At 38.2% G+C, this 20,342-nt stretch carries 12 protein-coding genes and 1 pseudogene; 5 read left to right on the plus strand and 8 right to left on the minus strand.

All coding sequences use genetic code 11. The features are described from left to right. Positions 1-353 precede the first annotated feature (353 nt). Together M9949_12320 and tsaD are read left to right on the plus strand one after the other, a co-directional pair. On the plus strand, positions 354-1,601 hold the full coding sequence (locus M9949_12320; protein MCO5252185.1) for a competence/damage-inducible protein A: 1,248 nt from the start codon (positions 354-356) through the stop codon (positions 1,599-1,601). Beyond that, a complete protein-coding gene (tsaD, locus tag M9949_12325) occupies positions 1,598-2,608 on the plus strand; it encodes a tRNA (adenosine(37)-N6)-threonylcarbamoyltransferase complex transferase subunit TsaD (GenBank protein ID MCO5252186.1) in 1,011 nt (336 codons plus the stop codon). The genes M9949_12320 and tsaD overlap by 4 nt, the downstream gene beginning before the upstream one ends. Positions 2,609-2,611: 3 nt before the next feature. Here the strand turns inward: tsaD and M9949_12330 are convergent, their stop codons facing one another. The 8 genes and pseudogenes from M9949_12330 to gmd all read right to left on the minus strand — a co-directional run bounded on the left by M9949_12330 (position 2,612) and on the right by gmd (position 15,704). Then, on the minus strand, positions 2,612-3,355 hold the full coding sequence (locus M9949_12330) for a DUF5714 domain-containing protein (protein ID MCO5252187.1): 744 nt from the start codon (positions 3,353-3,355) through the stop codon (positions 2,612-2,614). Between the two features lie 148 nt (positions 3,356-3,503). Continuing rightward, positions 3,504-4,427, minus strand: a complete 924-nt coding sequence (locus M9949_12335; GenBank protein ID MCO5252188.1) for an NAD-dependent epimerase/dehydratase family protein — start codon at positions 4,425-4,427, stop codon at positions 3,504-3,506. A gap of 155 nt (positions 4,428-4,582) precedes the next feature. Further along, positions 4,583-5,692, minus strand: coding sequence for a PorV/PorQ family protein (locus M9949_12340; GenBank protein ID MCO5252189.1), 1,110 nt, complete (start codon positions 5,690-5,692; stop codon positions 4,583-4,585). Positions 5,693-5,747: 55 nt separating this feature from the next. Continuing rightward, positions 5,748-9,773, minus strand: coding sequence for a type IX secretion system sortase PorU (gene porU, locus M9949_12345; protein ID MCO5252190.1), 4,026 nt, complete (start codon positions 9,771-9,773; stop codon positions 5,748-5,750). A 314-nt stretch (positions 9,774-10,087) separates the two neighbouring features. Beyond that, positions 10,088-10,828 (minus strand): choice-of-anchor D domain-containing protein, encoded by a 741-nt coding sequence (locus M9949_12350; protein ID MCO5252191.1) that lies wholly within the window; start codon positions 10,826-10,828, stop codon positions 10,088-10,090. 1,320 nt (positions 10,829-12,148) lie between these two features. Then, positions 12,149-12,942 (minus strand): annotated as a pseudogene (locus tag M9949_12355) (S8 family serine peptidase). A gap of 568 nt (positions 12,943-13,510) precedes the next feature. Beyond that, positions 13,511-14,563 carry a GDP-L-fucose synthase gene (locus tag M9949_12360; GenBank protein ID MCO5252192.1) on the minus strand — a complete coding sequence of 351 codons (1,053 nt, stop codon included), beginning with the start codon at positions 14,561-14,563 and terminating at the stop codon, positions 13,511-13,513. Then, positions 14,553-15,704, minus strand: a complete 1,152-nt coding sequence (gmd, locus tag M9949_12365; GenBank protein MCO5252193.1) for a GDP-mannose 4,6-dehydratase — start codon at positions 15,702-15,704, stop codon at positions 14,553-14,555. The genes M9949_12360 and gmd overlap by 11 nt, the downstream gene beginning before the upstream one ends. A gap of 138 nt (positions 15,705-15,842) precedes the next feature. Here gmd and M9949_12370 point away from each other — a divergent pair, with 138 nt between their 5' ends. The 3 genes from M9949_12370 to M9949_12380 all read left to right on the plus strand — a co-directional run bounded on the left by M9949_12370 (position 15,843) and on the right by M9949_12380 (position 20,326). After that, the gene (locus tag M9949_12370; GenBank protein MCO5252194.1) at positions 15,843-17,096 is read left to right on the plus strand and encodes a hypothetical protein; all 1,254 of its coding nucleotides are present in this window, start codon (positions 15,843-15,845) and stop codon (positions 17,094-17,096) included. Then, positions 17,093-17,926, plus strand: a complete 834-nt coding sequence (locus M9949_12375; GenBank protein ID MCO5252195.1) for a purine-nucleoside phosphorylase — start codon at positions 17,093-17,095, stop codon at positions 17,924-17,926. Before M9949_12370 ends, M9949_12375 begins: the two co-directional genes overlap by 4 nt. A 138-nt stretch (positions 17,927-18,064) precedes the next feature. Beyond that, the gene (locus tag M9949_12380) at positions 18,065-20,326 is read left to right on the plus strand and encodes an NADP-dependent malic enzyme (GenBank protein ID MCO5252196.1); all 2,262 of its coding nucleotides are present in this window, start codon (positions 18,065-18,067) and stop codon (positions 20,324-20,326) included. Positions 20,327-20,342 lie beyond the last annotated feature (16 nt).

Consider the following 20,342-nt stretch of genomic DNA (forward strand, 5'->3'; position numbering starts at 1 on the left):
TCCACAAAAATATAAAAAATGGCTGCCCTTATGAGACAGCCTCTCGGGGTGAGGTCTCTTCGGTTTTGTCCTGAAATGTGTTTACTCCATTTAGTAAAATCATCTTCATCACATTAATCATATAAATCATAGTTCAGACAATTTCGCTCCGTCAGTTGTAACAACTGACGGGACATTTTAATTCATCCGATGACTCCCACTTGTCCCACAGCTTTAATAAATACAATTAATCTGAATATTCCAAGTCACCGGATGAATAAAAGAATTTAAGAGCTTCTTATTCATCATAATCACCAAAATCATGCAAATCATAGTTCAGACAATTCGTCATTACATTTTTATATTGGAAATGAATGAAAGCATCTATTCTTACAATCGGAACTGAGATTTGCATTGGTCAAATTGTCAACTCAAACGCTGCCACTATCGGAGCGAAATTAACACAATTAGGAATTTCGGTAATTGCCAATTCATCCATCCCTGATCATTTGTCGCAAATTGTATCGGAAATCCGCAGATTGAGCGATAGTAGCGATTTGCTGATTATTACCGGTGGATTGGGACCAACTCAAGATGACATTACCAAAACTGCTCTCTGCCAATTTTTTGAATGTGAAATGATTTTTGATGATTCCGTTTACCAAACTATTGATTATCTTTTCAAAAGCAAGGGTAGGGAAGTCACCGAGAGAAATCGTGCCCAAGCATATATTCCGGCTAAAGCTGTTGCTATGACCAATTTAATCGGGACGGCACCGGGTTTGTTATTCGAAAATAAGGGTAAAATGATTGTAGCTTTGCCGGGTGTGCCCTATGAAATGGAGTACATTTACGAAAATTCGCTAAAAGATAAAATCAAAAGCGTGCTCGAACAATCGAATTCGGAAATCGAACTTCACAAAACAATTCGCACTTACGGTATTTTCGAATCTTATCTTGCGGATTTAATCGGCAATTCGGAGGATATTCCGCATTTATCGGGATTTGCGTATTTGCCATCTGCAAATGGTGTCCGATTGAGACTCACTGTGCAGTCTCCCGATTTTGTAACTGCTGAAATAAAAATCAAGGAAGCAATTAAATATCTCGAACTGAGAATTGGCAAGTACATTCAATCATACGACGAGCGCCCGATGATTGAGCATATTTCAAAATTATTGAATATGAGTGGCAAAACTGTGTCGGTTGCCGAATCTTGTACCGCAGGTTTGCTTGGTGGTGAATTGACCAAATTGGCAGGTAGTTCGTCATATTTTCTTGGCGGATTTATGACTTATTCCAACGAAAGCAAGGCTAAATTGTTAGGAATTGATAGTGCTATAATTGATGAACATGGGGCTGTGAGCGAAGAAGTTGCGGAATTAATGGCAAAAAATGTCCGCTCAATTTTCAAATCGGATATTGGAATTTCAATCACAGGCATTGCAGGTCCGGACGGCGGGACTGATTCCAAGCCCGTTGGTACGGTTTGGTTCGGATTAGCCTACGGTGAGCGAGTTTTAGCATTTAAACAAATATTTCCCGGAAATCGTGATGCTATCAGGAATCGGGCAGTTTTTTATGCATTAAATATGTTGAATAATTTACTTTTAGAAAAATGAAAATATTAGCAATAGAATCTTCGTGTGACGAGACTTCGGCATCTATCCTTGACGGGACAAAAGTTTGTACAAATATCATAGCATCGCAGTATTTCCATTCGAAATACGGCGGCGTCATCCCTGAACTCGCTTCACGGGCTCATCTACGCTCAGTAAATGAAATCGTTAATCGCGCCTTCGACGAGTCAGATGTTAAATTGGAAGATATTGATGCAATCGCTGTAACTCGAGAACCGGGCTTGATTGGTTCATTGATTGTGGGCTCAAACTTTGCAAAAGGGCTCGCTTTGCGTCTCGGCAAACCAATTGTCCCAATCAATCATATCGAAGGGCATATTTATTCGGGCTGTTTGCAAGATGAGAGCCTGACTTTTCCCTTTATTTCATTAGTTGTGAGCGGTGGTAATACTTCGATTTTCTTAGTCACTTCGTACATGAATTATGAAATAATCGGCTCTACGAAAGATGATGCGGCAGGGGAGGCTTTCGATAAAATCGCAAAATTAATCGGATTGCCATATCCCGGTGGTCCGCTTATTGACAAATTCGCTAAAGAAGGAAATCCGAGCACCTTCACTTTCCCCAGACCCATGCTACATGATGATAATTTCGATTTCAGTTTTAGCGGGCTGAAAACTTCAGTCAGATATTTTGTGCACAAGCAATTTAGCAATGGCTTGCCGGAAGAAATTAAGGCAGATTTCTGTGCATCTGTACAAGAAGCAATTTGCGATGTATTGACGGTAAAGACTGTAAAAGCTGCTCTGAAGCATAAGGTGAAGAACATTGTGATTGCCGGTGGAGTATCGGCAAATTCGAGATTGCGAGCTCTGATGATTGAAAGAGCAAACAAAAAGGGCATCAACGTTGTTGTGCCCCAAATGAGTTACTGTATGGATAATGCCGCAATGATTGGATTTTTGGCGTACCACAAATTACTCGAATCCGAAGATTCCTTTTACGACTTTACTTACCAAGTCTCGGCTTCGTCTTTAAGAGCAAAATAGCAATTATACCAACGAAAAGCCTATATTATAGTATGTACATTCTTCATGCTGGCAAGTTCTGTTACGCATAGAAAAGGTGCATCTGGCTTGGCTGATTGGCAAATCTACAGCAAATCGGTCATGCAGGAATCCAATTGCTGCTTCGAGTGATATGTAAGTGTCGCGTTTGCAACATCTTGGTCCATCGCTTTCGGCAACCAATTTCAAGCTTTCCGCTACAATTAAATTAGTTATTGACCAAGCATCTTCGTGCTGATTTTCTCTATCCATGAATATGCTCAAAAATACTCCTGTTCCAATTGCAGCGCCGCATGTACCGATGCTGTAATTACAAACATTCGGTGTTTCGGCTTTTGCTCTACGCTCCGCAATTTCGAGTTTTTCGACCAATTCATCACGTTTGCCGGTTTTGTTTGCAATGCAGGTCAATAATACTGCCGGAACAATAAAATGATGCTCAGGACCGTGCATTTTGATAATAGGCGAATCCATTATCATTACAGCCAATTCAATTGGACTATCACCTTTGTAGCTTAAGCATTTTTGCTTTACATGTTCGGTAATTGGAGTTTCAATGCAAGAGTCGCAAATGTAGTGCCCGTTGTCGCAATTGCTTGACGAGGTCTTGGTTTTACCGCAAAAATCGCAATGAAGTTCTTTTGGGGCATCAAGTTTATGTAAATCTTCCCCGCAAATGAAGCAAGTTTTTACCTCGCTCGAGTTGTATAATTCAATCTTAGCCATCATTTTCTCATAACAATATTCAACATTAGTCATTTATGATATGAAATTTTTATGTTCAATCCAATTTGTCACATCATATACCCCTAATATACTGAAAAGCTTGACATTGGTCAAATATTTTTTTTAATATTAGGGGATAAATTCAATTTATTTACTTTTTCATCATTTCTTGAGCACAAATTATCAAGCCTTCTCGATATTTTGTCGGTTGGAAAAATCTATTGTTGAATTTGCTACTGTCAAAATAATAATCAAATTCCTGTTGATACATCATCTCGAGAATTTCCTTAACATCGGATTTGAACAAACCAACCATTTTCAGCATAAACATACTCAAAACATTGTATCGTGGTTCTACGCTAAATGCTTCCGCGGCAAGTTCGATAAATTGCTTTCCGGTTATGGGTTCAGGGTCAGTTGGTAAGTGCCAGATTTGATTATAAGCGTCAATTGTATTGCCGAGCAAAGCAGTCGCTTTGGCTGCATCGGGTGTGAAAGTTGCCGAATGTATTGCTTTGTCGTTTATTATCCAAGACGCTTTCTTTTTATTTTTGAATTTATCGAGTATCAGCATATACGAAGCGGTATTTATTGCTTTTGGACCGTAAAAATCTGCCGAACGAGCTATTTGTGCATCAATTTCGCCACTATCGGCTGCGTTCATCAGTATCTCAGCAATGTATGCTCTGATTTCGCCTTTTTTGCTGCATGGATTGATGGGTGTATCTTCAGTCATAGCTCCATCAACTTTTCCGTACATATAGACATTATCGAAAAAAACGAGCTTGCATTTATTACGAATACAGGCTTCGATTACGTTATTCATTACGAGTTGCCATTGCGTTTGCCAAACACTTGTTTTGTATGGCAATCCTGCTACTAAATAAGCTATCTCCGAGCCCTCAAGCGACTTGTAAACTTGATGTTGGTCTCGTAAGTCTGCCTTGAATAGTTCTTCATCTCCAACGACCTGTTTGGGGTTTCTGCCAACTAAGCGAACTTTATCTGTATATTTTGTCAATTCTATTGCAAGGTCTAAACCAATTGCTCCACCGGCACCTAATATTGTTTGCATTTTATATTCTCCGATTAATAGTTTTAAATTGAATAAATAGGGTGATTACAATTAATAATTCCATCATATTACGTTTTGTATAAAACAAAGTTGCATCATAAAAAAAGGGTCGCAAAATGCAACCCTTGAATTTTTCAAATTTTTAGCTAATCTTCTTAGCGCCAATCAACAAGCATCGAGAACCTCATTGTGTTTGCAAGAGGATGATTTTCTTCGATTGTGTTAATGAAACTGAAATCAAGTTTGAAGATGTCGTATTTTACACCTGCACCAAAATTCCAATACTGACGATTGCCTTGTGCAGCAGGTTCGAGGAAATATCCTAATCTGAACGCCACGACTTTTTGGTACCAATATTCAGCGCCGAAAGCCCATTCTGCACCGGGATTTTCCCAACCTGTAACTAATGATTTCGGAAGTGCATCCGAGCCAAGACTGTCTCTTTTGACTAACATTTTAGCCATGTCGAATGCAAAAACTAATTCGTTGAATTCATCACTATATGCTTTGAATGCAGTTCCAAGACGCAAGGTCGTTGGAATTGGGTCTGATTCCTTGATGTATGTGATTTTTGGACCTACATTTTTCAGGTTCAAACCGAGCGACAATCTGTCTTCGATTCCGAGGAATTCGATATCCTGTGGCTTCCATAAAATACCCAAGTCGAATGATGCACTTGTTCCGGTACCGGCTTCACCACCAGTTTGGACTGAGGTAGGAGTAAGATTTGAATGGATATATCGTAGTTGGAAACCTACGCCTAAATCAGGGGCTACAATTGTACCATACGAAAATCCGAAAGAGAATTCGTTGGAAATGAACTTACCTAATGTAGTACCATCATGGGCAGTACGAGTAAATTCGCCTAAATTCATGAAAATGAAATTAAAGGCAAGCGTTCCGTCAAGACTTTCGAAATACTGACCTATAGTACCATAACTATAAAACAAGTCAGCGTTGAATTGGGGCAACCATGGCGAAAATGCCAAAGCAACCTGTCTAAATGGAATTAGTTCATCGTCGCCAAAATCCGCATCATAATTCTCGAAATAATCTAAGAACCCCAATCCTGCGGGATTCCAATATATGGCATTGATATCATCTGCAATAGCAGTTCCGGTTTCGCCACGACCGCTCGACCGTGCATCGGGCGATATCAAAAGAAAAGGAACAGCAGAGCCGCCAGCTTGTGAGTACAACTCGGTTGGCAGTGTTGTTGACATTACTATAACAGCCATCAAAGCCATTTTGATTGATGATTTCATCAAATTAATCCTCCAAAATCTTTATTCATTATATTTTTTGTTATCATTTCAAATGCTAATTAATTTTTACAACTTTAGTTCTTGCAACTGTTGTGCCACTCTCAGTACTCGGCACTTCAATATGCACAATATATACACCCTGCGAAACAGGATTTCCGAGATTATCTTTTCCATCCCACATAATTTCAGATGTATGATACGTATTGACTGACGTTTTAATGTCTCTTAGTGTAACACCGGTTAAAGAAAATATTTTCAAATTTACTTCAAATGGCGGCGGCATATTGTGATTTAAGACAATTGTTGTTTGCTCGGAAAATGGGTTAGGATAGTTATGCTTGACATTTCCATAAGAACCGTCACCATCAGGCGATATGAAGAAATATGTCTCAGCTATGCTGAAATTATTATACACGTCCCAAGCTCTGACCTTGATAGTATGCTTTCCCGGAGCCAAACCGAACAAGAATGATTCGATTGAGCCACTGCGTGAATCTGTTAGTGATGTTGTAAATTTATCCGTCAAATCAATTGAAGTTGGTGATTCGTCAATCCAAGCTTCTATTTTATGCCCGATGCCAAGTCCGGTTGTATTTATTCCTGATTCGTCAAACAAATCAACAATCAGCTTTGGACTTGATGTCACTACATCACCTTGGATAAATTCTCGCGAATCCATGAACAATTCAATTTTTGGTCCTTCCATATCTTGTATGTTTGTTGGGTCGTACCCATCAATCATTATATTATGGTAGGAACCTTTGGCAAATTCACCATCATCGGAATACGCATATACAAATAAGCGTCCCATGTTGGAACTGAAGCTAATGTCTTTCGGAATGATAAAATCTGCTGTAAATTTTCCGTTTTCAACTTTGTAAGAACTCCGATTCAATGCGGGACCCAACTTGCTGAAATAGAATTGGTCTCGTTTGACACCCAAAAATTCTTCAATAATTTGGTATTCGGCATCACCGTCACGGAGCGTAACTAAAACTGTACCGTTAAAGTTGTCGTCGGCAGTTACTCCGTCAGGCATTGATATGCTTCCTTCAATTGTCATTTTCGATAGTGCCGGAAGTGTTATTGGTTCATCGCCATTTTCACTTAGTACAATCTCATTGATTTTATCAATATTAATTTGATTTTCAGGTATCGATAATTTCATTGTTGGGTCGCCAAGTAGGAAGTATTTTTTGTCATTAACTCCGGTGAAGGTCTGTTTCAATTGCCTTACCACGTCGCCCAATGTGTTATATCTATTTGTATTCGGATTACGCGTGAACAAGAACTCGTAGAATTTATATAAAAGATTGGCATTTAGTTGCGAGTAAACTATACGAGTCGAAGTAAAAACAGCTATTGCAGCACCTTTGCGACTTAAGAACATATCTTCAGCACCGCTTTTAGTTTCAGGATTATCATATCTGCCGAAATCACATGTGGCTGCAGTCAAAAAGAACATTTTGTCTAAATTTGTCATTTGTGGTATAGAAACGTCTCTATCTAATACCTGTTCGTGAGCCCATACTCTTGGATTTCCGTGTCCAATCCAATTCAAGACCAATCCGCCGGTGGTATTAATTTTGGTTAACATATCTTGGTTAACTTTTGGCTTCAATCTACCATTAGGGATATTTTCGGTGGGATATTCTACCAAATAAATTTTGTCATATTGCAAATCCTTACCGTATTGATTAATCACGTCTCTCGTCAAAGTTTCAGATTGGTCATTATGCAATGTACCTTCGTATTTCTTTCCCTGTGTCGGTCCATCATCTGCCATTAGAATTAAGTTACATCGCCATTGGTCTAATGATGAGTTGTTTTCGTAATGCTTCAATTTTTCGATAAAAGCCAATCCATCTTCATTGTTTTCGACTGTAATTCTTCCAATACTTATATCTAATATTTCATCGTTGCCGACAATCAAACCGTAAAAATCATCAGATGACCATGCACTATGAATTTCGTCTAAATTTTTCAAATAGTAATCAAATGATTGATGAGCCGGAACATGATTGATTTTTGATGAAGATATGTTTTTCATGTCATAATGACCATCACCCCACAGAACAAGATATTGTGGTTTGATGTCCCAATTGTGCCAAGCATATGCAACGTAATCTCTCAATGCGGTTACATCCGGCATTCCGCATGAAAATTCATTATAAATATGGTCTGTGCGAACAATATGGATTTTCAAATCTGAAACACTTTCACGATATGCTTTATATTCATTTGCCGAAATCATCAAATCGGGGTGAGTCAAAACAATCACATCCGCATTTACTTTGTCGGCTCGTAAATTGATAAGTTCAGCAGGAGAAATTTTTGGTGATTTTACTTTTGAGGAGATATAATATTTGCGATAATTATTTTCAGGTAATTCGCTAACAAATTTGAATATACCACCCGTTACGGCAGTATTACGAAGTAACTGTGGATTGGACGGTGTCGTTACATCAAAACCATGAATAGTTTGACCTGAAAAGCCGTTTATCGTAAATTCGCTTATGCCTTTTAAACTTGTGTCTGCTATAAATGACAATTCATTGTCAATCGCATAAAAACTGCGAGGATAATGAATCTCAAAATAATCAAAATAGGCAATCGAGCCTGTCAAATTCGTATTAGTATATTGTAAATTGATAATGCTGCGATTGTCATTGCCGATTTTTGATGCACTCATCGTGAGTTCTGCAAAATCACGTATTGCCATTGTGTATGTTGGAAGTGAACGAAGATTTATTATGCCTAACTTCTCGTTATTGTCGAAAATATTGAACACACCCGGCGAATCGGATTTATGTGCTAACGCAAATCTGTAAAAAATATCGCCGCTTTTATCTAAATTATGTAGTAATACCGGATTGAATGGATTCGAAAAATATGTTCTGCCAAACCAAACTCTACCGGCTCCCGGGCTATACGGATTTGTTAATTCTTCATCTACAAAGACTCTATGAACATATGTTGTTGGGCGATTAACAATCTCACCGCTGACATCAGTCGGGAACTGGGCTCTTTTGCCGGTTCTTCCGCCCCAAGTCAACAAATAATAACTTTCCTTAGAATAATGATTCTTATAATGTTGAATGTCACGTCCCACTTTTTCAAATGAAACTGTTGGAGCACCATAAAAGATTATATAATCCAACTTCCCGTCGGATTTGCTGACGACTTGTATTGATTGTTCGTCCAAGTCATTTATCAGTGCATCGCTTACAAGCTCGGATAACTCTTTGCCGCCTTTGCTGAACATTTTCAGCGTACTGACATCAATGCTTGCAACGTTCGCACCTGATGAAGAGAGTTGGTTAGCGTCTATTCTATAAATCCCTTCTTCGGACACTGAAACTTTGAGCCATGTTCCACTTGATATTAAGTTCAAATCTTTGATAATTTCATCATTCTGCAATCTTGGTTCATCTTTAAAAGCACTTTCTTGGTTGATGCCCCAGTTCTTAGCTTGAGCAAAGTTAACTGCACTTACGAAATTTGAACTAATCAATGAGTTACCAGATTTTGTTTCATCAAAATCAATTTTAACTGTAATGGAATCAAGCATGAACAAAATTCCATCTTCATATTTATATGGGTGAATTTGTAATTGAGCCAAGTGATGGTCTGATGAAATCCCCAAATATTCTAACTTGTAAAATTTTTCGGGAAATTTATAATTCGAATAAACAGCAGCTTCGATAGTCAATTCCGAGAAATCTTCGAATTTGTCAAAATTCATGTCAAATGGAATGATGTCGTATCCGCGAATAGGGCTGTAGTGCAAATCAAGTAATTCTGAACTGAATCCGTCCGGTGACGGTACAATGAATTTCACGGGTAAATATTGGTCAAGAGGTTGACCAAATTGATTTTCTTTCAAAATTGTAGATTCAAATTCAGGGTACAAGTAAACATCGCCCGAATTGCTCGTTACGAATTTGGAATTTGCAATAACAGGGATATACTTGACGACAACTGAATTGTTGTGATAGGAGACTTCTTGAGCATAGGACGTCATTGTGACATGAAGCAATATGATTACGAAGACGCAGTAGAGAAACTTATTTACTACCATGATTATACCCTAAGTTAGTTTGCACAACATTGCATTAACAACTGCAACACATTTTTGTTACAATTCAGGAAATTTTTTCCAAACTAAAGCAGTAAATATAATCTATAGTATCCTTCGTTTTTTTGTAATAGACGAAACTAATAAAAAATCATGTAAATAAAAATTTTTTTTCAAAGTTTTCGTAAAAATTTTCAAAATATTTTAATGTTGACGTTTCAATCAATAGTTGAGTTTTATCTGAGTTTCCTTCTAATCTACCCCACAGTTTCCCGTAGGATAGATTGCCGGGATTTTAATCTTATACTACTACTTTACTATTTTTTAACAAATGCTTTTGTTACTATTACATCATTTTTCATTCTTAAAACTATGTAATACATGCCCGTAGTCATAGATGATACATTGATTTCAAGCCGATTTGATTGCAATCCGGTTATGTTGCTTATCATTACTTTTCCGCTAATGTCAACGATTTGCACTTCTGCCAAATTTGCTAAATTGTGAGTCAGAGTTAATTGCTCGTCAGTTGGGTTTGGCGTAATGCTTAGTTCGTAATTTGCATAATCTTCTACCGAAGATGTGGTCGAACCAAGCCCGACAAGCGGAACGTCAAGAGTTGCGGGGTCAGAATCGGAAATAATTCGCAATGTAGCTGTTCTCGTTTGGTAAACTTTAGGTTGGAATCTTACTGCTATACCAACTGTTTCACCGGGCGAAAGTTCTTCCGGTCTATTAAATACAAGACGGAACTCGCCGGGGTCCACACCTTCATCGGGAATAATTTCAAAGGAAGTGAAATTCAATCTCACATTGCCCTCATTTCGCAAATCAACACGTTTAATAACATTTGCCGATGTATCCACTGAACCGAAATTTACGGGTGATTCATTCAAAACAGCGATATTCTTTTCAATATTTGTCGGAGTTACTTCAAAGTCAAGGAATCCGATAGAAATCCTTCCGGCACTCCAAAGTCTAACAGATGCACCTTCGCCAAAACCGGTCCCGACTTGCAAATTTGTTGATTGTTTTGTAAGCTCGGGTTTAAGTGTCATACCCATATCATCCGAAGTGAAGACCGACCCATTAAAGGATGTTATTGCAAATTTACCTGCATCTCGAATTGCGAAAACTGATATTGGCATGATTGAATTTGAAGTGAAATTCTGCACTCTTTTTGTCCATGTCTTTCCGCCGTCACTTGTTGTAGCGAGAAATTGGTCGCCTGTCTGACCGGAAGCTACTTCCTGATAGACAACAAATCCATTTTTATCATCTAAGAAGTCCATTTTTGAGACTGTACCGCCGACATGCAGTACAGATACATCCCAAGATTGTCCGCGATTTGTTGAGCGAAATACTCTACCTTTAGAAGTTCCAAACCATATGCTGTTTCCATGATAAGCCACAGATTCTACGTAGCCTGATTCACCTGTCTCAGGGTTAGGAATATTGGTTAATTTTGTCCAATTAGCCCCACCATTGTTAGAAGCAGCAATTCCCCACGATGTGCCGATTGGGTCGCCAAGGAAAATTGCATTTTGGGAGTCATAGAAATGAATTGAATTGACAAAAGGAGTAATGGTGCTTACAAGTGTAGTACTCCAATTAGCTCCACCATCATTTGTTTTGAATATTTTTGCCGCACCATTAGTAGGACCGCTACCGGCGTATGCTACGTTCGCATCCAAGCCATGAATACAATAAACAGGTTCTGAGGTGAAAATGCGAATTGTACCCCCAACTTTATAATAGACACTTCCTTGACCCGGTACTGTTCCTACAGACCAAAGTACATTCTTACTTGGAGTGTGGGCGCCGTACCACGTTATCATAAAGGTATGGCTTAATGCTTGAGTTAACGAAAATTTGTTTTTACTTTGAATTTTGACAGGTATTGATAACATTTGATAATCAACATAATCGCCGCTTTGGTAAGTGACCAATAAATCCACATAACCATCAAACCATGGATTATTTTCCTTCAATTGCAATTCTACAATTATTTCTTTAGTTTCAAGCTGCCCGAAATCTCCTGCTTCTATTTCGTTGTTTTTCAAAGTTGCAATATCTCTGTACGGTGACAATATGATTTTAGAATTTGGTGCAGGAGAGAGGTAGTTAGTAATGTTGAGTTTTATTTGAGTCATTTCATAATTAACTATTGCTCCAATATTGCCGTTTACAGTCATCGCGTCGCAATAGAAACCGGGGATATTTAATTCGGGAAAATCCGGATTATTGTATTTCACCGCTTTTTCGGCATTTGCTCTACCATAAATCAAAGGTCTTGAAGCCGGATTTTGAGTTGCCAATACATTGTCTGATGTGCTTCTTATCTGGCGAGCAATTTGCATGGGCGACCATGTTGGATGAATTGATTTGACCAATGCAGCAAGCCCCGCAACGATAGGACCCGAAAATGATGTTCCGTCAGCCTGAGTATAGCCGGTACCTATTGTTGTTGATAATATTCGCGAACCGGGTGCAAAAACGTTAACATTATGTCCATAATTACTGAAACCGGACACTCTATCGTTTGCATCTGTCGCACCTACCGATAACACATTTATATAGTTACACGGATAGTAGTTAAAAATATCATTGTTTGAGTTGTCATTGCCTGAAGAAGCGACTACTAATGCTCCCATAGCAGTTGCTTGGTTTATAACATCTTGTTCGGCACCGCTTCTGCCGGGACCACCCCAACTACAATTTATTATATGTGCACCGGAACGCGCTGCATATAAAATTGCTTCGTAACCGCGTAAAATACCACGTACGGCAGGATTATCGGATGCACATTTTATTGACATGATTTTTGCAGAATATCCGAGTGATGCAATTCCTATCGAATTATTTGTAATTTGCCGATGCACAACCCGCCGACATAGTACCGTGATTATTGCTTGTTGCGTGGATTGTTATTTTCTCTGAATAAGCCTGAATAATACTCTTGAGTGGTAATATTACCAACAAAATCCCATCCACGAATATCATCTATTTTGCCATTCCCGTCATCATCTATTCCGTTATCCGCTATTTCACCACTGTTTATCCAAATATTGCCGTCTAAATCAGGATGTTGCCAATCAGTTCCCGAATCAACAATTGCTATTACTATTTGGTCTGAACCTTTCGTTACTTCCCACGCTTCAGTTGCTTTCATCCGTGTTAAAGCATATTGTTCGCCTAATCTTGGGTCGTCGGGTGTGAATCCGTTTGAATATCGAATATAGATTGGGGAGGCATATTCAACATTCGGATTTTGTTCGATTAACTCACAAATATCAAAGGGGTTAACGGTTCCTGAATAATGAATTTCATAAATACGTGATACTCCATACATATCGGGAGCTAACAAATCGCTGTTCACATATTTTGCAAATGGTGCATCTATTTTGAAATCGCCGATGAATTGCATAACATCAAATCCAAGTATCGATGCCATATCTTTTTGCATTGTTATTTCGGAGAGTTGGTATTTGATTTTGACGTGAAGTGAATAAGGCATGTAATATTTTTGGTCAATGCTTTTGGGGTTTGAAGATATTTCGCTTTTAGCGACTTCATCTACGTTTTTGTAAAAGTTCGGTATGGTTGCCGAATATGATACTACACTAAAAGCCCAGAACAAAGCAATAACTTTAATAAACGTTTTTGTAGCTAACGACATTAAAAAGTCTCCAATTATTTGTTTCAATACATCTTACAATAATACATGAAAATTCAAAAAGTTACAAATTTAAATAATGTTTTTTTACACTTTTTATTCCATCAAAGAGTGAAATCTTACTTTTCCAACCCAAAGAATTTAGTTTAGAACTATCTATCAATTTCCTTGGAGTGCCATCTGGCTTTGATGAGTCGAATCTAATTTCACCTGAATAGCCCACAATATTTTTAATCATTTCTACCAAGTCCTTAATGCTGATTTCCTCACCCGTTCCGACATTGACAAATTCGCCTATTTCATTATACGAATATTTCTCCATTAAAAATATGCAAGCCGAAGCCATATCTTCAACGTGCATGAATTCTCGCAAAGCTTTTCCCGTGCCCCATATTGAGACATAATCTTTACTTACGCCCAATTCGTCCAATTTAGCAATTATCGCATCAATATCATTTGAATTCTCGAATCCAAATCCAATTGAATGCCGCTTCACATCTTTGATTATAAATTCGGTATCGCCTTCTCTAATCGCATCTGCAAGTAATATTTTGCGTAATAATGCAGGCAGGACGTGCGATTTTTCGAGATTGAAATTATCATTATTGCCATACAAATTTGTCGGCATTACCGAAATGAAATCAGTGCCATATTGCTCGTTGTAGTAACGGCAAAGTTTAATTGCTGCGATTTTAGCTATGGCATATGGCTCATTTGTGGATTCGAGCAGCCCTGTCAATAGTGCATCTTCATTAATCGGCTGAGGTGCAAATTTCGGATATATGCACGATGAGCCGAGATTGAGCAATTTTCGCACACCATTATTTTTTGCAGCGTGAATCACATTCGAGGCTATCATTAAGTTGTCGTAGATGAATTCTGCTTTGTATGTGCTATTTGCTAATATCCCGCCGACTTTTGCAGCTGCCAGAAATACATAATCAGGTTTGTTTGATTGGAAATATTCATTTGTGCGAGTTTGGTCCCGCAAATCAAGATTTTCAAATTCACCCCTGATTATATTTGTATAATCATATGCTGTCAATAATTTAGATATTTCCGAGCCAACCATTCCTTTACTGCCGGCAACAAATATTTTTGCATTTTTATCTGTCATCTAAGTTGCTCACATCAGTTGCAAAAGTGTTCCGAGTCCAATTAATATCGTTTGCCAGCATTATCTCTTTACCTTGCCCAATAGCATTCAGCCCGTTTTGAATCAAGTCGTGGTCCATCATAATTTTAACCAAATCCTTGAATTTTACTTTAGGCTCCCATCCCAATAATGTCTTAGCTTTGGAAATATCAGCCAACAAATGATGAACTTCGGTCGGTCTGTAATATTTCGGGTCAATCTCGATTACTACACTGCCGATTTTTGGGCTATCGCTCAATAGAAAATCATTGCTTTTGATTCTGGCTTTCTCGTTTACACCTTCGCCAAACCATTCAATTTCAATTCCGCAATATCGAAATGAAGATTCGACAAACTCACGTACTGAATGGCTTTCACCTGTGCCAATCACAAAATCATTCGGTTCGGGTTGTTGGAGCATCATCCAAGTCATAACGATAAACTCCGGTGCGAAACCCCAATCCCTTTTGGCATCTAAATTCCCAAGATAAATCTTCTCCTGCTTGCCGGAAATTATTGCAGACACGGCACGCGTGATTTTGCGAGTTACAAATGTTTCGCCGCGTCTCGGGCTTTCGTGATTGAAAAGTATTCCGTTGCAAGCAAATATGTCATAAGCCGAGCGATAATTGTCCGTTATCCAATAGGCGTAAAGCTTTGCTGCGGCATAGGGAGATTGCGGTTGGAATGCAGTTAATTCGCTTTGCGGAGGAAGAGCCGACCCAAACAGTTCGGATGAAGACGCTTGATAAAACTTGATTTTATTTCCACTATTTCTTATTGCTTCTAATATTCGCAAAGTACCCAATCCCGTTACATCACCTGTGTATTCGGGCATATCAAATGAGACTCTGACATGACTTTGTGCACCTAAATGATATATTTCGTCCGGTTTGATGTTGTAAACGATGTTGTTTATTATTCCGGAATCTGTCAAATCACCATAGTGCAAGTGCAGTTTCGGCTTTTTGTCGTGTGGGTCGGAGTAGATATGGTCAATCCTGTGTGTGTTGAATGTGCTCGCTCTGCGGATAATTCCATGCACCTCATATCCCTTCGACAAAAGGAATTCTGCTAAATATGAGCCGTCCTGACCTGTAATTCCTGTTATTAATGCTTTCATTAATCAAAACCATATTTTTGGAAACATCAAATATAAACCTAATTTTAAAAAATAAAAAATGGATTCTGACTTCTTGCTAAAATAATAGGTAAATTTTTTGTTCGCACGTCCGATATATTTTGAAATAGGTTATGGAAAATGGAAGAAACATCATTTATAAGTGGGCAAATTAATAGAATCGGCGGACAGGGAAAATCGCCGGGCAATACCTATTACCCATATACCCAAGCTCAAAAAAGTAAACCTCAATTCACAAAAGTTAGAGCCGGAGAGATTGTTCAAGGGCGAATTGTAAAAATAACCGGCTACCAAACAGCTTTGGTGCGTTTGCCGATTGGAAATTTTCATGCCGAAATCCATGGCAAATTAAAAGCAGGTGACGAACTCTTTTTCTATGTCATGGAGACACAACCCAACCTAATCATGAGAGTTTACTCAGTCAGTATTTACCATGCTAATACCCGCAGGGGAATTGATGAAATATTGCGTATTTTGGATTTGCCCCATAGTAAAGAGTTCTTGAAAACTACTGAAATCGCCGCAAAATTCAATCACATGATTATCCGTGACGAAATATACAGTATTCTCCGCACTTATGCCTCAATAGATAGTGAACAACTCGAGGGTTTTGATTTTGAAACAGCAATTGAAACCCTTTGGTTGATGAAAGAATCAAACATAGAATTCGATGAAGATATTTTCGCTAACGGTCTTAGTTTTTTGGGTGGAGTTAAGTCTTTAAACGCTGATTTGAGATTTATCTTCAGCTTTGGAACAATAAATTCTATTAGCAAATTACACAAAGATTTGAGCAATTATGACAGCAGCACTGCAAGGCTTAAAGTCATATTTCAAAAACTCCGTGATATCGAAGCCACTATTGATGCCATCAAGTCAGATTTTAAGAAATCTAAGACAATAGACCCAAATATTCACGATGAATTTACGAAAAGAATTGAACGAATTCGGACTTTGTTCGTGAGTATGAATTATTGGAATACAATTGCTTTGCACAATGAAATCCCGATGAATATTTTATTACCAATGGCGCTTGATAATGAAATCAAGATAATTTATCTGACTTTTAAGTTCAAACCCGAAACTGCAAAACAAATCCGGCACTTGGGAAAATCGTCCAAATCTGATGAATCTACTAATATATATGCAATATTTGAAAATTTATTATCAAAAAATGATAAAGCTAAAAATAATAAGCAAACGCTTGAAATTGAATACTCCTTAGAACCAAAAATTTTAGAAATAGTTAATGTTTTATATCACTTGCCTATTGTAATATTAAAACTCGTACTTTTGAATCAAGACGAAATGTTGATTTTAAAATCAGATTTTTTCCAAAGTATGAGAATGAAGAATATATCAGTGGTATTATGACATTGAAACTGAATCAGGAACTTGTAAACAAATACACTAAATCTGCCGAATACCTTAGAAATACAGTATTCGGAGATGCAAAAGTTTCACTTACCGCAGGTTCGGGTATTTCGCAATCATTTCTGCCTGAGGACATTCTGTCTTCAATTCCGTATGATGAGATTCCTAATTTCCCCACAACAACAGTAGAAGGTCATGCGGGCAATCTTCTGCTCATAAATATTAATGACACCAAGGTGATGGTCTTTTCCGGCAGATTCCATCTTTACGAGGGCATTGAAGTCTCCGAATCTGTATCGCAAGTAATTGTAGCTCATTTGCTCGGAATACGTAATCATATCTTCACAAATGCTGCCGGTTCGCTCAATGAAACTTATTTGCCCGGTGATTTGATGTTAATAAATGACACTCTCAATTTCACATATCGTAATTTATCTTCAGTTTTTGACGGAATGGAATACAGGCAAAATATGTCCAAACATACTCGTAATTTGGAAATATACAAAAAATTGAATGCCGTTCTTACAACTATCGGAATTAATCTTAAATTTGGAGTTTATGCCGGAGTGATTGGTCCATACTATGAAACACGCTCCGAAATCAGAATGCTCCGACGTCTGGGAGCAGATGCAGTAGGTATGTCAACAGTCTTGGAATTGGCTACTGCCGAACTTCTCGAAATGAATACAATTTCTTGCTCCTTAATTACAAATACTGCTAAAGAAATCCCACAAAAAGTTTCCCACCAAGAAGTTATGGATTTGGCATTAAAATCACGACTTGATATAAGAGAGTTTATCTTTGCTGCCACTAATTTATTAATACGTTAATATTAAATTATTAATTTCACTACAAATCACGTTTAATATTATTTTATGTGACATATTTTGATTATTTTATAACTTTATAAATGTAAATTTTCAATAAATATAAATTAACATTTTATTCATATTTATGGAGTAAATCCTATGAAGATCAACCGTCAAGAAGCTCTTGACTACCACAGCATGGGTAGAAAGGGCAAAATTGAAGTTATCACAACTAAACCAACTGCAACTCAACGAGATTTGTCTTTGGCATATTCGCCGGGAGTAGCCGAACCCTGTCGCGAAATATTCGAGAATCCGGAAGATGTGTTCAAATATACAGCAAAGGGTAACTTAGTGGCTGTAATTTCCAACGGCACTGCCGTTTTGGGATTAGGCGATTTGGGAGCTATGGGCGGAAAGCCTGTAATGGAAGGCAAAGGAGTATTATTCAAAGTATTTGCTGATATTGATGTTTTTGATATTGAAATTGAATCTAAAAATGTTGAAGAAATTATCAGGACTGTCGAGCTAATTTCGCCAACTTTTGGTGGGATAAATCTTGAAGACATCAAAGGTCCCGAATGTTTTGTAATCGAAGAAGCACTCAAGAAAAAATTGGATATTCCGGTTTTTCATGACGACCAACACGGTACAGCTATCATAAGTGGTGCGGCATTATTGAATGCCGTCGAAATAGTCGGCAAAAAACTTGAAGACATTAAAGTAGTTTATAATGGAGCCGGTGCATCCGGTGTTGCATGTGCAAAATTCCACATCAGTTTGGGTGTAAATCCAAAGAATGTTTTGATGTGCGATTCAAAGGGTGTGATTTACAAAGGCAGAACTTCCGGCATGAACGAATATAAGGAAGAATTTGCAATTGAAACCGATGCTCGCACACTCGAAGAAGCATTTGTCGGCGCTGATGTTTTTGTCGGATTATCTCAAGCTGATTGCGTTACACAAGAAATGCTCGTTTCGATGAACGACAATCCGATTGTGTTTGCGATGGCAAATCCTGACCCGGAAATAAGCTACGAACTTGCAATTGCTGCCCGAAAAGATTTAATCATGGCAACAGGAAGGTCTGATTATCCAAATCAAGTCAATAACGTGCTCGGATTTCCCTTCATTTTCCGCGGTGCATTGGACGTACATGCCAGAGCAATCAACGAAGAAATGAAACAAGCTGCTGCTTATGCTTTAGCCGAACTTGCTAAGGAAGACGTCCCCGATAGCGTCAAAAGAGTTTATAACGTTGACACAATGTCATTCGGACCTGATTATATTATTCCCAAACCATTTGACCCGCGTGTATTGACAAGAGTTGCTCCCGCAGTCGCGAAAGCTGCTATGGATACAGGCGTAGCAAGACATGACATCGAAGATTTTGATAAATATCGCCAAGAACTTGAAGTCAGAATGGGACGCTCTTTCGAAATTATGCATAGTATCTACCAAAAGGCAAAACGTACACCTAAGCGAATTGTATTCCCCGAAGGCGAAAATCCGAAAATTATCCAAGCTGCTATCATGAGTTTGGAAATGAAAATTGCTACACCAATTTTACTCGGAGACAAAACAGCAATTCAAGAATTTTGTGATGAACATGGCTATGATTTAAGCGGCATAGAAATTATCAATCCTAAAGATTTTGCAGAGTTTGAAAAATATACCGAAGAATTTTACAAAATTCGCCAACGAAAAGGTGTTACTCGAGTCGCTGCAAGAGGAATTTTGCTGAATCAACCGAACTACTTCGGTGCAATGATGGTTAAACTCGGCGATGCTGACGGCATGGTTTCCGGATTGACTACGCATTATCCTCAGACAATTCGTCCGGCATTACAAGTCGTCGGCAAAAAAGATGAATATTCTGTCGTATCGGGTTTGTATGTTGTATCAACAAAAACTAATACTTATTTCCTTTCCGACACTACAGTAAACATCGAACCGACCGGACAACATATATCCGATATTACTTTACAAGCAGCAAATTTTGTAAAACATTTCAACATTACACCAAGAGTAGCATTGCTATCTTACAGTAATTTCGGTTCTGCAGAAGGCGAAATTCCCAAGAAAATGCGCGAAGCGTTGAAAATCACTAAACAACGTGACCCCGAATTGATGATTGATGGTGAAATGCAAGCAGACACTGCAGTCGTTTCGTCAATCATCGAGTCCACTTTTCAATTCTCTAAATTGAAGAGAGCAGCAAACGTGCTTGTATTCCCAAATCTTGCAGCCGGTAATATTGCTTACAAATTGCTTCATAGAATTGGCGGAGCTCACGTTTTAGGACCGGTACTTCTCGGACTAAATAAACCAATCAGCGTTTTACAACGAGGTGATGATATCAGTCAAATTATTGATATGATTGCAATAACTGTTGTTGATGCGCAAGAAAAGGGTGATTAATTATTAGTACTTGATA

The organism is Candidatus Kapaibacterium sp. (genome assembly GCA_023957315.1).
In the GTDB taxonomy this organism is placed as follows: domain Bacteria; phylum Bacteroidota; class Ignavibacteria; order Kapaibacteriales; family UBA2268; genus PGYU01.